Raw genomic sequence first — 14,542 nt, forward strand, 5'->3', positions numbered from 1 at the left:
AACCGACGGCCCTCACATGACTTGCCGGGCCCGTCCGACTGTGGAGCGCCAGGCCCGGGTTGCACGGACTCTTCCTACTGAAAGTAGGACGTGCTCTGGTAGCACCGCTGACGCCTGACGAGGAATCATCTCCCTCGCGACAGGAAGAATACTAGCAGCTCGGCGGCCGTGCTCCGAACCGCGGAGGGGAGGCCGGGGGAGCTCGGTTCGTCGGTGCGGGCGGCGGCCGTTGGGCGGTTCGAGGCAATCCGGTTCGGGTGCGGACTCCGCCCGGATGACTTGCCCTTGTGAGGCCCTGGGGTGGGTGGATGCCTCGTCGTCGGGACCGAACGCGCGGTCATCAGCTGTGGACCATGGCGCGAAGCTGAGCGGTGTGGTGGCAAATGCGGAAGGGTCCGGCACCTGTGGAGGTGCCGGACCCTTCCGACTGTGGAGCGCCAGGCCCGGGTTGCACGGACTCTTCCTACTGAAAGTAGGACGTGCTCTGGTAGCACCGCTGACGCCTGACGAGGAATCTTCTCCCTCGCGACGAGAAGAAGACTAGCAGGTCAACGCCCGTGATCCGAATCGAGGGGCAACATGGAAGCACCGGCCGGTGGGAGCCGGCCGGTGCGGTTGGGGCTAGAGGTCGAACTCCCCGTCGCGGATGGCGGAGACGAGGTCGCGCCATTCGGTGGGGGTGAGTTGGGCGACGGAGTCGGGCAGGAGGCTGCTGCGGACGTAGACGGCATCGGAAGTGACGGCCACCTCCGGGCAGTTGCCCGCATTGGAGCATGCACTGGGCCGAATCCAGGAGCGGTTCTCCATCGGCTATATCTCCTTCTTGATCTTCGCGATCAGATCGCGGGAGTCCTCGACCGAGAGAGACCGCTCAGTCATCTGCTCGATGACTGAGCGGTACTCCTCCAGGTGCTCGGCCAGGTGGAGGAAGATCGGCCCCTCCATGGAGTCGTAACTGACCGTGTCGAGTCGGGGCACCGGCCCGTTGGCGTAGTAGATGGCCTGGCCGGGCCCCTTGAAGCCTCCCGCTGCAAAGCTGATCACTCGAAGCGTGACGTGTGGCAGCTGAGACAACTCCAGCATCCAGTCCAACTGTTCCCGTGCCACATCACGGCCGCCGAACTGCATGCGGAGGGCCGCCTCGTGGACGATTGCGGTATAGGGATGGGTGCCTTTTGCCATCAGCATCTCTGAGCGCCGCATTCGTTGCTCGACACGTGTTTCCACCACGCGCGGAGTCAGCTGGACCTGACTGTCCTGGAAGATTGCGCGGCTGTACCGCTCCGATTGCATGGGTCCGGGAGGATGGCAGATCTGGTAGGAGTACATGCCCTTCGCATGGTGCTCGAACTCGCAGATGTCGAGAAAGCCCTGCGGTACGAAGCCCCGGTACTCGTCCCACCAACCCTTGCGCCGGTCCTCGGCCATGGCTGCAAGGGCTTCGATGAACGCGGTATCAGTCTCGCCGAAGGATTCAGCGAGCGCCCGAACTCGCTCGGCCGTGATGGGGTAGTGCCCCTTCTCAACCTGAGTGATCTTCGTACGATCCAGGCCGAAGACGGCGGCGGCTTGAGCGGTTGTCTGGCCGGCGCTGTCTCGCATCTTCCGCAGCTCGATGCCCAACCGTTCCTGCCGGGCTGTTGGGGTGGTCCGTGGTGGCATGGCCCAAGCATCTACGTCGGCCCGTCAACAGTCCAGCGACTACGGGTGGTCCATGTTTCCGGATCCAGTGGCACATGTGAGTGTCGTGCTCTACAGTCAGTGATGCACCGATCACCGAACGGATCGTCAGCATCCTTTTGCCCTATGGGAGATCCCTGTGCGCAACCTCAACACCCCCTCCCTCACCCTCTCCCGCGACACCCTCGAGGACACCCTCACCCTCGTGAGCTGGTCCCCGTCCCGCATCGCCGACGCCCAGCTGTGTCTGGTCGAACTCATCACCAACGCCTGGCGCCACGGCGACACCCCCGCCCCGGGCGTCGTCATCCTCTTCCGCGACAACACCCTCCGCGTCGGGGTCTCCGACCGCTCCTCCACCCTCCCCGAGCAGCGCGAGCTCGACCCCCTCGCCGAGTCCGGCCGGGGCCTCCACCTGGTTGCCGCCCTCACCCACCGCTGGGGCGTCAGCCCCCAGAAGCTCGGCAAGATCGTTTGGTTCGAGCTGGACGGTGACGCGTGAGCGCCCACCACCCCATCCACCCGGCCGACCCCGCCCTGCTCCACCTCAGCGGCCGCCAGCTCACCGGACTGATCATCGAACTCCGCGCAGAGGGCCGCGAGTTCGGCCTCCTCTGGCCCTCGGCCCAGCCGGGCGAGGCCAACCTCCACGGCCGCCGGCTCGTCAACCTCGGCAACATCCCGGCGAGCACCCTGATCAACCTCCTCGCGCTCCTGCGCGAGTACAAGCGCAACCGCGACGGCGGCCACTGCCGATGCTCGGACTCCTGATCCTCAACCTCCTCGCCGCCCTCTTCGGTGCTCTCTGCGAAACCCGGTCCTCCGGCCTCCGGCGGAACCCGGACGCGGCCCGCCCCTCCTCCGGGGACACCCACTTTCCGTAGTGGCCCAACTCCCAACCCCCGTCGGCACGCAGGAAGTCGACCCGCCCGACTTCCTGCGCACACCCCCGCTGTCTTCAGGTCGAGGACTGCATGAAGACCTGCTCGCCCTCTCCCTCCGGCTCCTCGAAGTCGGCCAGATAGCGCTCGAGCAGCGTCTCGTCCACGGTGACGGAGTTGGCGCCTTCCTCGCCGTTCCGGACCTCGAGGCGGCGTTCCAGCGTCGTCCGGTCGGCCTTGAGGTGGATCAGTTCCCAGTGGCAACCGTGGTTCTCGATCAGCGCCTTGTAGTCGTCGCGGGCGGCGCGGCTCCAGAAGCTGTAGTCCACCACCACATCGCGTCCGGCCAGCATCAGCTCGACCAACTCCTGCCGCTGCTCGCGGCGGACCTCCTCCTTGAGCCGGTCGTACGCCTCGGTCTCCAGCACCAGGCCGGCATCGCGCTGCCCGAGGCGCTGCCAGACCACCTCATCGATCGAGAGCCGTACGTAGCCGCGTCGCACCAGCCCCATCGCGTAGGTGGTCTTGCCCGCTCCCGGGAGGCCGCACATCAGCACCACCGTGCTCAATTGCTGTGTCACGGAGCCAGGTTAGGCCAACGGTGCTCTCCTCCGGAGCAGTAGTTGACCTTGAGGTCAAATAATCACTACGGTAGCCGCGTGGGCAGGCCGAAGAGCTTCGAGCCGGACGTCGTCATCGCGCAGGCGATGGAGACCTTCTGGACCAAGGGCTACACCGAGACCTCCCCGGCCGACCTCGCCGAGGCGACCGGGGTGGCCAAGGGCAGCCTCTACCACTCCTTCGGTTCCAAGCGTCAGTTGTTCGCGAAGGCGCTGGACCTCTACACCCGCATGGGCGCGGAGATCACCGAGGAGTTCCTCTCCCGGCCGGGCAGCGCCAAGGAGCGCCTCCGCGCGTACTTCCTGCTGCTCGTGGACATGGACCTGGACGGGCCGGTCCGCCGCGGCTGCCTCGCTCAGAACACCGTCACCGAACTCGGCGGGCGCGACGAGGAGGCGACCCGTGCGGTGCACCGCATGGAGGAGCGGATGGTCGGGATGTTCGCCGCCCGCATCGAACGGGGTCAGCGCGATGGCGACATCGACGGGGGCGTCGACGCCAAGGCGCAGGCCCTGTACCTCCAGACCGTCCTCGCGGGCCTGCGGGTCATGACCAAGACCTACGACCGGCCGGTGCTCGTCCGGATCATCGACACGGCCCTGGCCGGCCTCTGAAACCCGCCGCCCCCGGCGGTTGCCATTTTGCGCCCCAGTTTTAGACCTGCAGTTCAAGAACTCCTCAGGAGGGGGAACACCATGGACCTCGGCATCAGCGGAAGGACCGCACTGGTCACCGGCGCGAGCCGCGGCATCGGCCTCGCCATCGCCAGGACCCTGGCCGCGGAGGGCGTCCGGGTGGTCGGCGCCGCCCGTACCGTGACGTCCGATCTCAAGGAGGTCGCGGCCGCCGCCGTCTCCGTCGACCTGAGCACCCGCGACGGGGCGCGGTCGGTCGTCGACCACGCGCTGGCGGCGGTCGGCGGCATCGACTTCCTCGTCAACAACGTCGGCGCCGGTGACCCGGACGGGCTGTCCCTCGGCGGCTTCCTGGACACCGACGACGAGCAGTGGCAGCGGCTCTTCGACCTCAACCTGTTCAGCGCGGTGCGGACCACCAGGGCGGCGCTGCCGAGCATCCTGGAGCGCCGGGGCGCGATCGTGAACATCTCCTCGGTCAACGCCCGGATGCCCACCGGTTCGCCGGTCGGCTACGCGGAGGCCAAGGCGGCGCTGTCCCTGTTCGGCAAGCGGCTCAGCGAGGAACTGGCGCCGCGCGGCGTCCGCGTGAACACCGTCTCCCCGGGTGTGGTCGCCAGTCCGCTGTGGACCGACCCCGAGGGCTTCGGCGGCAAGGTGGCCGCCGCGTCCGGGGTGGGGCACGGCGACCTGCTCGCGGGGCTACCCGGCCGGATCGGCATCGCCTCGGGCCGTCTCACCGAGCCCGCGGAGGTGGCGGACCTGGTCGCCTTCCTGCTGTCCGACCGCGCCGGCAACATCCACGGCGCCGACCACGTCATCGACGGCGGCACCCTCAAGACCGCCTAATGGCGCTCCGCACAGACCTGGGGGAACGCCCAGCTCAGCGGTCCGGAAAGGGGGTTGTCAGCGCGGCCCGACACTCGTGATGATCGTGCGATGAGCACCATCATCAGACGAGTACGGGCCGAGGAGTGGGAGCGGGTCAAGGAGATCCGCCTCGCCGCGCTGCGGGACCCGATCGCGAACCTCGCCTTCCTGGACACGTACGAGAACGCCTCCGCCAGGCCCGACGAGTTCTGGCAGGAGCGCACCACCGGCGCCGCCGAGGGCGAATCCGTGTGGCAGGCCGTCGCCGAGGCCCCCGACGGGCGCTGGCTCGGCACCATGACCGTGCTGGTCGAGCAGCCAGGCGGGGCGGGCGCCCTCGGCGGCGACGTCATCACCGTCCCGCAGGGCCACGTCGTCGGCGTCTACGTCCGCCCCGAGGCGCGCGGCACCGGCCTCGCGCACCAGCTGATCCGGGCCGCCCGGGACTGGGCCTGGTCGCTCACCGAACCCCGGCTCCAGCGGGTCCGGCTGTTCGTCCACGAGAACAACGCCCGCGCCGAGGCGATGTACGTACGGGCCGGCTTCAAGCACTCCGGCGTGTCCGTGCCGGTGCCGGGCGACGAGACGCACCGGGAGATCGAGCTGGCCGTCGAGCGGGACTGACCGCGCCGCCGGCGGTCACGAGGTGGTCCGCAGCAGCAGGCTGCCGAGCGCCACCGCTGCCCGGTCGCCGGCGCCCGGTGCTGGTGCACAGCCCCGGCGGCGGCGACCCGCGCGGCCTGGGCACCTGCCTGGCCGAGGAGTTGGCCGCGCACGGCGCGGTCGTGGTCTCGGTCGACCACGCCGGCGATCTGCCCCTGCCGCCCGGCCTCGCCGCCGTCCTCGACCCTCTCCGCCTCGGTGTGTACGGGCACTCGGCGGGCGGCGGCGCGGTGGCCGAGCTGCTGCACGAGGACCGGCAGGTCCGCGCCGGGATCAACCTGGAGGGCTACCTGGACTCCCCGTCCGGCGCGCTCTTCCCGGTCGCCGAGGCCGGGGTCGACCGCCCGCTCCTCCTGCTCGGCAGCGAACACTTCGCCCGCCGACCGGAGTTGGACCGCTCCTGGTCGGCCCTCGCCGCCCACTCGGGCCGTACCGTCCGCCGCGCGCTTGTCGCCGACGCCGACCACTGGGCGTTCACCGACTTCGCGGCGATGCTGCCCCAGCTCCAGGCGGCCGGACTGATCACGGCCGAGCGCCGGAACGCCCTGATCGGCGGCGTCGCGCCCACCGTCTCGGTCCCCGAGGTCCGCCGCGCGGTCCGGCGCTTCTTCGGCCGCCACCTGGCCGGCTAGCTCGCGGCCGCTTCGTCGCGTGGCTGCGCCGTTGCCGCGAGGGCGCCCGGCAGTTCGGCGCAGGCGGCCCGGAGGCGTCGGGTGAGGTCTTCGCGGGTGTGTCCGGAGGGCTGGGCCACCCAGGTGGCGAGGGCCTGGTGGAAGGCGGAGACCAGCATGTCCAGCGCGAGCCGGATGCGCAGGCCGGCGACGTCCTCCCCGTCAGCGTCCAGCGCGAACCGCCGTTCCGTGACGGCCACCGCCTCCCGGCTGACGCGGTCGCAGAAGGCCAGCCCGTGGGCGTCCATCGAGGGTGTCACGGCGGCCAATCTCCGGCTGGCCAGGGCGCGTTCGGCCCAGCCCTCGCTCGGCATCCGGCCGATCGCCTCGACCAGCACCTCTTCGTACAGGGTGACCAGGCGGCGGCCCTGCGGCGGGCGGTTCTCCAGCACCTCCAGGAACGCCGTCCAGAGGTCCTGGGTGGGCGCCGCCGCGACGTCCTCCTTGCTGGTGAACGCGCGGAAGAACGTCCGCTTGGAGACCTCGACCGCCTCGCACAGCTGGTCCAGCGTCACCCGGTCGAAGCCGCGCTCGCCGAACAGGTCCAGGGCGGTGTCGATCAGCGCCTGCCGGGTGCGCAGCTTCTTGCGCTCGCGCAGCGGGAGTGCGGGCTGGGCGGGGTTCTCGGGAGTCATCGGCGCCAGTGTATCCGGGCAGCGATTGCCACCTGTAGGCTTATGCCACTCAGTGGCAGAATCTAGGGGAGGATCCTCCATGCGTGCACTCCTGGTCGACCGCTCGGCCCCCGGCCGCCTGCGCCTCGGCACCGCTCCCGACCCCGAACCGGCGCCGCACCAGGCGCTGGTCCGGGTCACCGCGACCTCGCTCAACTACGGCGAGGTCGCCTTCGGACTCGACTCGGCCCCCGACGGCACCGTCCTCGGCTGGGACGCCGCCGGAGTCGTGGAACGGGCCGCCGCCGACGGCTCCGGCCCGGCGGCCGGGACCCCGGTGGTCACCCTGATGCCCGCCGGTGCCTGGGCCGAGCTGCGGGCCGTCGACAGCGAGATGATCGGCGTCGCACCCGCCGGGGCCGACCCCGGGGCGCTCGCCACCATCCCGGTCGCCGGCCTCACCGCCCTGCGCGCCCTGCACCGCACCGGGCCGCTGCTCGGCCGCACCGTCCTGGTCACCGGGGCCACCGGCGGCGTCGGCCGGTACACCGTCCAACTCGCCCGCGCCGCAGGGGCGCACGTGATCGCGTCCACCGGAGCACCCGAGGAGAACCGCGCCCTGCTGCAGCGGCTGGGCGCCCACGAGGTGGTCGGCACGCCAGGGCAGGCCTCGCGCCCGGTCGACGGGGTGGTCGACCTCGTCGGCGGGCCCCAACTGGTCGAGGCCTACGACGCCTTGAGCGAGGGCGGCACCCTGGTCGCCGCCGGGCACAGCGCGGGCAAGGGGGAGGAGTTCCCGTTCGGCGCGCTGTTCGGCGATCAGCAGCGCCACGACCGCAGCCTGGTGACCTTCTTTTTGCTCGGCTGCACCGGCCTCGGCCGGGACCTCGGCTGGCTCGCCCACCGCGTCGCCGCGGGGGAGCTGGACCCGGGCATCACCTGGCGCGGCAGCTGGGACGGCGCGGCGGAGGCCGTCGACGCCCTGCTCGCCGGGCGGCTCCACGGCAAGGCGGTGCTGACCTTCGACGCCTGAGGCTTGCGCTCCGGGTCGGGGCCCGCGCAGTGCGGCGGGGGCCCCGACCGAAGGCTCTCACCGGAAGTCCTCCGCGTGCTCCCGCACCCACGAGCGGAAGCCGCGGGCCGGGCGGCCGAGCACCTGCTCCACGGTGTCCGTCACCCGCTCCGGCTCACGGCTGAACGACTCCCAGGCCGCCAGCCGGGACTCCACGAACGCCGCGTTGCCCCAGGCCGCCGTCAGCTGCTCGCGGGCCGTCTCGGGCGCCAGCTCCTCCCAGCGCACCTCGGTGCCGAGCTCCTCGCCGATGATCCGTGCCAGGTCGGCGTGGGCGATCGACTCGGGCCCGGTGACCAGGTACTTGGCGCCGTCGTGCCCGTCCTCGGTGAGCGCCCGCACGGCCACGTCCGCGATGTCGCGCTCGTGGACCAGCGAGCGGCGGGCCCGCCCGTACGGCCAGCGGACGACGCCCGCGCGGACTTGGTCGGCCCAGCCGAGCGTGTTGCCCGCGAAGTCGATCGCCCGCACGAAGGTCCAGCCCAGGCCGGACTTGCGGATCAGCCGCTCGATCTCCTGGTGGAAGATCACCGGCGGCTCGTCGTCGGCGAGATCCGGCACGTCCGTCGAGAGGTAGACGACCCTCCTGGCGTGCTCGGCGATCAGTTCCACCACGCGCGGCTGCACCGGGATCCCGGGCCACATCAGGTAGACGGCCTCCACCCCGCCGCCCAGCGCGGCCGCCAGGCTCTCCGGCACCGCCAGATCACCCCGGACGGTCTCCACCCCCGCGGGCGGCGCGGCCTTGGCGGTGTCCCGCACCAACGCCCGCACCTCGTGCTCGCCTTCGACCAGCGAGGCCACAACGTGCCTGCCCACACTGCCGTTCGCGCCGATCACCAGAACCTTGGTCATGCCGGGACCAACGCCGCTCCAGCCCGGCCTATGCCCGCTACCAGCCCCTCTCGCTAGGCTCGGCGGATGCCAGACACCGACACCGACGCACCGCTGCGGCTCACCGTCCTGGGCAGCGCCACCCCCTACCCGAGCGCGGACAACCCCTGCTCCGGCTACCTGGTGACGGCCGCCGACACCCGGGTGTGGGTGGACGCCGGAACCGGCACCCTCGGGCCGCTGCAGCGGTACGCCCGGCTGGACGAGCTGGACGCGATCTGGATCTCGCACCTGCACGCCGACCACTGCGCCGACCTGCTCACCGCCTACTACGGCGCCCTGTACGCGGACATCCGGCTCGCCGCGCCGATCCCGCTCTACGGCCCGCCCGGCACCGCCGACCGGCTGGCGGACTTCCTGACCAACTCGGCGCGCCGCAGCCCGGTCGAATCCGCCTTCGCCGTCACCGAGTTGTCCGACGGGCAGCGGGCCGTGGTCGGCTCGCTCACGCTGGCCAGCCGGGCGGTGGAGCACGGCATGCCGGCCTTCGCGCTCCGGGTGGAGGCCGGCGGTCGCTCGCTGGTCTACTCCGGCGACACCGCGCCCTGCGCCGCGCTCGCCGAACTGGCCGCGGGCTGCGACCTGTTGCTGTGCGAGGCGGAGGGCGACGACCCCGCCCACCACAGCGCCGAGCAGGCCGGTGCGACCGCCACCGCGGCCGGTGCGGGCCGCCTGGTCGTCACCCACGTCGGCCGGGCCCTGACCCCCGCGGCGGCGGTGGCCCGCGCCGCGACCCGCTTCGCCGGGCCGGTCGAGCGCGCCGACCCGGGGGCGGTCTTCACCGTCTGACCGTCCGGTGCCCCAGGTCAACCGCCCACGCGCACCACGTACTTGCCGGTGGCCCGCCCCTCCTGCATCGCGTCGTGCGCGGCCGGTACGGCCGCCAGGCCCGGCAGTTCGGTGAGCGGGATGGTGAGGCCGCGGTTCGCCTGCAGGTCGAGGGTGGTGCGGATGGCCCGGGCGAGGCGCTCGGGGGCGGTGGCGGCGAAGCCGCGGTGGCTGAAGCCGGTGACGGAGAGGTTGCCGGCCATCAGCCGGCCGAGCGGGGGCAGGTCGCCGACCTCGCCGCCGCCCGCGTTGCCGAACAGGACGATCCGGCCGCCGGGCGCCGCGACCGTCAGGTCGAGCTCCAGCGCGGCGGTGCCCAGCGGGTCGAGCACCAGGTCGACGCCCCGGCCGTCGGTGGCGGTGCGGACGGCGTCGGCGAGCTTCTCGTCGCGGGCGAAGGCGTGGTGGTAGCCGAGGCCGACGGCGGCCGCGGCCTTCTCCGGGCGGCCGACCGTGCCGATCAGGGTGCCCCCGCCGCCGAGCAGCGGGACGAGCTGGGCGATCGCGCTGCCGATGCCGCCGCCGGCCGAGTGGACCAGGACGTTGTCCCCGGCGGTCAGCCGGCCCGAGTCGGTCAGCAGCAGGACGGCGCTGGCGATGCCGAGCGGGGCGGCCGCGGCGGCGCTGAGCTCCAGCCCGTCCGGGACGGGCAGGGTCAGTACGGCGTCGGCGACCACGACCTCGGCCAGCCCGCCGCCGACCGGTGCGGCGACCACCCGGTCGCCCACGGCCAGCCCGGTGACGCCCTCGCCGAGCTCCCGGACCGTACCGGCGACCTCCTTGCCCGGCAGGTACGGCCACTCGGCGTCGTACCCGCCGTCGCCCCGACGGGCCATCACGTCCACGAAGTTCAGTCCGGCCCAGGCGACGTCGATCGCCACCTGGCCGGGGCCCGGGCGTGGTGCCTCGATCTGCCGGATCTCGGAGTTCTCGGCTCCACCGGGTGCGGTCATCACCAGTGCGCGCATGTCGGTCCCCCTCGACTACGATGTTCGACGAACGGCGAAATTGCCGTGGCACAGTGGTACCAGCCCGTTTCGGCGTTTGTCGAACATCCCAGATCAGAGGAGGTCTGAACGTGCCCCGCAGCACCCGCCGCCGACCGGCGCTCGTACACCCCGCGACCGAGGAGATCGACCTGTACGACGTCCTGCACGCGCTCTCCGACCCCACCCGGATGACCATCGTTCGCGTTCTGCGGGCCGAGCCCGAACGCGCCTGCGGCACCTTCCCGGTGGACGTCGCGCCCTCCACCCTGAGCCACCACTTCAAGGTGCTGCGCGAGTCCGGCGTGATCAGCCAGCGCGAGGACGCCAACCGCCGGTTCTCCGCCCTGCGGACGGTCGACCTCGAACGGCGCTTCCCCGGGCTGCTCGACACCGTCCTCGCCGCGCTCGCCCGCAACGAGCCCGGGGTCGGGCCCGGCTCCGATCTCGAAATCGAAAGCGAGCCCGACGGCGAGCCTCGCAGCGAGCCGGCCCGGCACGGGTAGCGGCCGGCGTCAGGCGCCGACCGATCCCGGCCGGGCCTCAGCGCAGCCGCGAGGAGGACAGGATCGACGCCAGGTGCGCCACCACCATCCCCCAGGTGATCACCGTGATCCCGGCGAGCGTCCACCGGGTCGCGTCCAGGTTGTGCAGCCCGGCGTCCATCGCGGCCGCCGCCAGCAGCACCAGCGAGGCCTCGATGCCGTTCGTCACCCGGTGGATCTTGAAGATCGAGGCGAACCGGCGGGCCGTCGCGATGCCCTGGGAGCGCGGCTGGGTCGACTCCTCGTCCGCCGGCGGCTGCCCGCTGCGGGCGCGGGCCACGTCCACCAGGTCCGTCGAGGCCTTGAGCAGCACCACGCCCAGGGCGGCCGCCAGGCCCGCCGACACCCACAGCTCCGAGCCGCCGCGCGCCGCCCGTACCCCCGCGCCGATCATCAGCGCGGCGTCCGCCAGGTAGGCGCCGAGCCGGTCCACGTACACCCCGGCCATGCTGAACTGGCGCTTCCAGCGCGCCACTTCGCCGTCCACGCAGTCGAACAGCAGGAACAGCTGGAACAGCACCGCCGCGAGCGCCGCGCCGGTCGGGCCGGGGATCAGCAGGGCCGCGCCGCCGCCGACCCCGCACACCACCATCACCCAGGTCAGGGTGTTCGGCGAGACGGAGGTGCGCACCAGCTGCCGGGTGGTCCGCAGCGAGATCGCCCGCATGTACATCCGACCCGCCCAGTGCTCACCGTTGCGGCTCTGCAGCTTGGCCTGCGGCTGGCACACCTCGCGCAGCTCGGCGAGCGCCGGAGCAGCCACCATGACGACATCCCTCCACCTGTCCCGAAACGGTCACCAAAGGCTACGGCCTCCGGGCGGGCGCCCTGACCAGCAGGTACGCCCCCGGGCCGGGAAAACCGGTGGGCCGCCCGGGCACCGCCGGGCTAGGGTTGCCGGGTTCACCGGAACCGGAGCCCCCGGGCCTTATCGCCCGCTCCCCGCAAGCCCGTTGGCGCTCCTCGACGTGACGCGGCCCGAGGCGGGGCGGCGTGACGCGGCCCCAGGGCGGAACGAGGAGAGCACAGCATCATGGTGACCACGGGCACCGCCCCGCAGAGCCCCGACCTGGCCCGACTCCTGGCCGACCACCGGCCGCAGGGCCCGGTCGAGACCGCCGACCACGCCCGGGCCCGCGCCCTGGTCGACGCCCCCGACGCCTGGGACCGCGGCACCCCGCTGCACTTCACCGCCTCCGCGCTGATCGTCCACCCGCCCACCCGCCGGGTGCTGCTGCGCTGGCACGTCCGCCAGCAGGCCTGGCTGCAGGTCGGCGGTCACGGCGACCCGGGGGAGACCCTGCCGCTGGACATCGCCGTGCGCGAGGGCCTGGAGGAGACCGGTCTGACCGACCTCACCCCCTGGCCCGACGCCGCCCTGGTCCACCTCGCGGTGGTGCCCGTCCCGGCCTCGCCCGTCGAACCCGCCCACGAGCACGCCGACCTGCGCTTCCTACTGGCCACCGGCACCCCGGACGACGCCCGGCCGGAGAACCCCGCCTCCCCACTGGAGTGGCTCACCGTCGAGGAGGCCAGGCAGCGGACCACCGAGGAGAACCTCCGCGAGACCCTCGACCGCGCCGCCCGCCTGCTCGCCTGAACCGCCCGCCAGGTAAGGACCCTTGATGCACACCGACCAGATCCTCATCTTCGACGCCGACGACACCCTCTGGGAGAACAACGTCCTCTTCGAGCGGGTCATCGACGGCTTCCTGGACTGGGTCGCCACCCCGGCCGAGCGGGACGCCACCCGCACCCTGCTCGACCGGATCGAGGCCGCCAACGCCGCCGCCCTCGGCTACGGCGCCGCGGTCTTCCGGCAGAGCCTCGCGGACTGCCTGCGGCAGCTGAACCACGACCGCACCCCCACCGCGGCCGAGCTGGCCCGGATCGACGAGCTGCTCGCCCCGCTCACCCGGCGCGGCGAGGTCGAGCTGATCCCCGGCGTCGCCGACACCCTCACCGTCCTCGCCGACCGCCACCAGCTCCTCCTGCTCACCAAGGGCGACCAGGAGGAGCAGCGGGCCAAGGTGACGGCCTCCACCATCGACCACCACTTCCGCGGCATCCACATCGTGGCCGAGAAGTCCGTCGACACCTACCGGCAGCTCACCGCCGAGCTCGAGCTCGACCCGGACCGCACCTGGATGATCGGCAACTCGCCCAAGTCCGACATCGCCCCCGCCCGCCGGGCCGGCCTGCGCACCGTGTTCATCCCGCACGAGCACACCTGGGTACTGGAGCACACGGACCTCGGCCCGGACGAGGCGACACTGCAGCTCACGGCCTTCCCGGAGCTGCTGCGCCACTTCTGAGGCCTGCTTCCGCGACCTTCTTCCGACGCCTTCCTCCGAGGCCTCCTTCCGGGACCTCCGCGGTCAGAGCGCCAGCGCGGTCGCCGGGGCCTGGTTGGTACCCCGGTACAGCCAGGCCCGCTCGGCCGCGGACCACACGCTGGTCGTCACCAGGTAGAGCGAGGCGGCCACCGGCACCAGCAGCGCGAACAGCACCGAGGCGAACGACAGGTACGGCAGCAGCGCCGCCCCCGGCTGCGGGGTGGTCTGCGCCGCCGCCGCCCGCCGGGCCCGGCGGTAGTTGACGTACCCGACGGCCGCCAGCCCGGCCTCCAGCACCGCGAACACCGCGAACTGCCCGGCGCCGTGCGCGTTTCCGACGTGCAGGCCGAGCGGGACCCCGAACAGGGTGTTGTCCAGCAGGTCGTTCGGGGTGGTGAACAGCCGGTACATCACCGAGAAGAACGGGATCTGCACCAGCATCGGCAGGCACCCCGCGAACGGCGAGACCTGCTCCTTCCGGTACAGCTCCGCCAGCGCCTCACGCTGCTTCTCCGGGCGGTTCCGGTACTTCTTGTTCAGCTCGGCGATCTTCGGCGCGAGCGTCGAGCGGGCCTTCTCCCCGCGCGCGGCCGCCCGCGCCAGCGGGTGCAGCGCCAGCCGGACGACGAGGACGAACAGGACGATCGCCAGCGCGGTCGGCAGGACGTGGGCGATGGCGGCGACCGCGGCGTGGGCGACGGTGACGGCCGGGTCGAGAACAGACAGAACGGACATGGTGGAGCGAGCCCTCCGGGGTCTCAGGACATGAGTGATCGGCGGAGGACGGCCGCGAAGAACCTACGGCGAAAAGGGGGTTACGCGGCCGCCGGGGCCGCTCCCGGCGCCCTGGGGCGTCGCCTGCCCCGGGCGTCCGGATCACGCTGCGGAAGGAACGCCGTACCGAACGCCAGGCGTCGCAGCACCCCGCTGCGCACCGCCGCCGGCGCCCGCGCCCCCAACAGCCGCGCCCCGGCCAGCGCCCCGGCGACCGCACCGGCCACCAGGACCACGGCCGCCACGGCGGCGACGGACGCCAGCGCGCCGCCGTCGGTCACCAGCTCCCCGGTCAACACCCGGAGCAGGCCCAGCAGCATCGCGACGACACCCACGGCACGCCCCCTCTCGATGCTTCCCGGTACCGGACGTTCACGCGTGCAGACGTTCACGCGTTCAAACGTGCAGACGTCAGCAGGACGATCGTACGGCCCGCCGAGTTCCCGCGTTCCCGTGCTCTTGCACGGCCGTA

General features: G+C 72.3%; 20 protein-coding genes. 11 read left to right on the forward strand and 9 right to left on the reverse strand.

The window, feature by feature from the left end; genetic code table 11:
* Positions 1-621: 621 nt before the first annotated feature.
* Together ACWCYO_RS23085 and ACWCYO_RS23090 are read right to left on the reverse strand one after the other, a co-directional pair.
* Positions 622-807, reverse strand: coding sequence for a DUF397 domain-containing protein (locus tag ACWCYO_RS23085; RefSeq protein WP_449785258.1), 186 nt, complete (start codon positions 805-807; stop codon positions 622-624).
* Positions 808-810: 3 nt separating this feature from the next.
* Positions 811-1,623: a DUF5753 domain-containing protein gene (locus ACWCYO_RS23090; protein WP_449785259.1), complete on the reverse strand. Its 813-nt coding sequence runs from the start codon at positions 1,621-1,623 to the stop codon at positions 811-813.
* A gap of 196 nt (positions 1,624-1,819) precedes the next feature.
* Here ACWCYO_RS23090 and ACWCYO_RS23095 point away from each other — a divergent pair, with 196 nt between their 5' ends.
* A complete protein-coding gene (locus ACWCYO_RS23095) occupies positions 1,820-2,182 on the forward strand; it encodes an ATP-binding protein (RefSeq protein WP_270146746.1) in 363 nt (120 codons plus the stop codon).
* Entirely contained in the window at positions 2,179-2,451 is a 273-nt protein-coding gene (locus tag ACWCYO_RS23100; protein ID WP_449785260.1) for a hypothetical protein, read from the forward strand. Before ACWCYO_RS23095 ends, ACWCYO_RS23100 begins: the two co-directional genes overlap by 4 nt.
* A 187-nt stretch (positions 2,452-2,638) precedes the next feature.
* Here ACWCYO_RS23100 and ACWCYO_RS23105 read toward each other — a convergent pair whose 3' ends face one another.
* Positions 2,639-3,142, reverse strand: coding sequence for an AAA family ATPase (locus tag ACWCYO_RS23105; protein WP_270146748.1), 504 nt, complete (start codon positions 3,140-3,142; stop codon positions 2,639-2,641).
* Positions 3,143-3,220: 78 nt separating this feature from the next.
* Between ACWCYO_RS23105 and ACWCYO_RS23110 the strand changes: the two genes are divergently transcribed.
* From ACWCYO_RS23110 to ACWCYO_RS23125, 4 genes are all read left to right on the forward strand, one after another.
* On the forward strand, positions 3,221-3,796 hold the full coding sequence (locus tag ACWCYO_RS23110; protein WP_449785261.1) for a TetR/AcrR family transcriptional regulator: 576 nt from the start codon (positions 3,221-3,223) through the stop codon (positions 3,794-3,796).
* 81 nt (positions 3,797-3,877) lie between these two features.
* On the forward strand, positions 3,878-4,666 hold the full coding sequence (locus tag ACWCYO_RS23115) for an oxidoreductase (protein ID WP_270146750.1): 789 nt from the start codon (positions 3,878-3,880) through the stop codon (positions 4,664-4,666).
* Between the two features lie 90 nt (positions 4,667-4,756).
* Positions 4,757-5,311, forward strand: a complete 555-nt coding sequence (locus ACWCYO_RS23120; RefSeq protein WP_270146751.1) for a GNAT family N-acetyltransferase — start codon at positions 4,757-4,759, stop codon at positions 5,309-5,311.
* Positions 5,312-5,388: 77 nt separating this feature from the next.
* Positions 5,389-5,982: an alpha/beta hydrolase gene (locus ACWCYO_RS23125; protein WP_449785262.1), complete on the forward strand. Its 594-nt coding sequence runs from the start codon at positions 5,389-5,391 to the stop codon at positions 5,980-5,982.
* Here ACWCYO_RS23125 and ACWCYO_RS23130 read toward each other — a convergent pair.
* Positions 5,979-6,656, reverse strand: coding sequence for a TetR/AcrR family transcriptional regulator (locus ACWCYO_RS23130; RefSeq protein WP_270146753.1), 678 nt, complete (start codon positions 6,654-6,656; stop codon positions 5,979-5,981). The genes ACWCYO_RS23125 and ACWCYO_RS23130 overlap by 4 nt on opposite strands.
* A gap of 79 nt (positions 6,657-6,735) precedes the next feature.
* On the opposite strand from ACWCYO_RS23130, the gene ACWCYO_RS23135 reads away from it, so the two are divergent.
* The gene (locus tag ACWCYO_RS23135; protein ID WP_449785263.1) at positions 6,736-7,668 is read left to right on the forward strand and encodes a zinc-binding dehydrogenase; all 933 of its coding nucleotides are present in this window, start codon (positions 6,736-6,738) and stop codon (positions 7,666-7,668) included.
* A gap of 57 nt (positions 7,669-7,725) precedes the next feature.
* Here ACWCYO_RS23135 and ACWCYO_RS23140 read toward each other — a convergent pair whose 3' ends face one another.
* Entirely contained in the window at positions 7,726-8,562 is an 837-nt protein-coding gene (locus ACWCYO_RS23140; RefSeq protein WP_449785264.1) for an NmrA family NAD(P)-binding protein, read from the reverse strand.
* A 66-nt stretch (positions 8,563-8,628) separates the two neighbouring features.
* Between ACWCYO_RS23140 and ACWCYO_RS23145 the strand changes: the two genes are divergently transcribed.
* Positions 8,629-9,390, forward strand: coding sequence for an MBL fold metallo-hydrolase (locus ACWCYO_RS23145; protein ID WP_449785265.1), 762 nt, complete (start codon positions 8,629-8,631; stop codon positions 9,388-9,390).
* 17 nt (positions 9,391-9,407) lie between these two features.
* On the opposite strand, the gene ACWCYO_RS23150 is transcribed toward ACWCYO_RS23145, so the two are convergent.
* Complete coding sequence (locus ACWCYO_RS23150; protein WP_449785266.1) at positions 9,408-10,397, reverse strand: quinone oxidoreductase family protein; 990 nt, start codon at positions 10,395-10,397, stop codon at positions 9,408-9,410.
* Positions 10,398-10,507: 110 nt separating this feature from the next.
* On the opposite strand from ACWCYO_RS23150, the gene ACWCYO_RS23155 reads away from it, so the two are divergent.
* Complete coding sequence (locus ACWCYO_RS23155; protein ID WP_270146758.1) at positions 10,508-10,921, forward strand: ArsR/SmtB family transcription factor; 414 nt, start codon at positions 10,508-10,510, stop codon at positions 10,919-10,921.
* Between the two features lie 37 nt (positions 10,922-10,958).
* Here ACWCYO_RS23155 and ACWCYO_RS23160 read toward each other — a convergent pair whose 3' ends face one another.
* Positions 10,959-11,726, reverse strand: coding sequence for a CDP-alcohol phosphatidyltransferase family protein (locus tag ACWCYO_RS23160; protein ID WP_449785267.1), 768 nt, complete (start codon positions 11,724-11,726; stop codon positions 10,959-10,961).
* A 267-nt stretch (positions 11,727-11,993) separates the two neighbouring features.
* On the opposite strand from ACWCYO_RS23160, the gene ACWCYO_RS23165 reads away from it, so the two are divergent.
* Both ACWCYO_RS23165 and ACWCYO_RS23170 read left to right on the forward strand, forming a co-directional pair.
* Complete coding sequence (locus tag ACWCYO_RS23165) at positions 11,994-12,560, forward strand: NUDIX hydrolase (protein WP_270146760.1); 567 nt, start codon at positions 11,994-11,996, stop codon at positions 12,558-12,560.
* A 25-nt stretch (positions 12,561-12,585) separates the two neighbouring features.
* Positions 12,586-13,275: an HAD family hydrolase gene (locus ACWCYO_RS23170; protein ID WP_270146761.1), complete on the forward strand. Its 690-nt coding sequence runs from the start codon at positions 12,586-12,588 to the stop codon at positions 13,273-13,275.
* Between the two features lie 63 nt (positions 13,276-13,338).
* On the opposite strand, the gene ACWCYO_RS23175 is transcribed toward ACWCYO_RS23170, so the two are convergent.
* Both ACWCYO_RS23175 and ACWCYO_RS23180 read right to left on the reverse strand, forming a co-directional pair.
* Complete coding sequence (locus ACWCYO_RS23175) at positions 13,339-14,031, reverse strand: YidC/Oxa1 family membrane protein insertase (RefSeq protein WP_449785268.1); 693 nt, start codon at positions 14,029-14,031, stop codon at positions 13,339-13,341.
* An 80-nt stretch (positions 14,032-14,111) separates the two neighbouring features.
* The gene (locus tag ACWCYO_RS23180) at positions 14,112-14,405 is read right to left on the reverse strand and encodes a DUF6412 domain-containing protein (protein ID WP_270146764.1); all 294 of its coding nucleotides are present in this window, start codon (positions 14,403-14,405) and stop codon (positions 14,112-14,114) included.
* Between the last annotated feature and the right edge of the window lie 137 nt (positions 14,406-14,542).

This window comes from Kitasatospora sp. NPDC001683 (assembly GCF_053596495.1).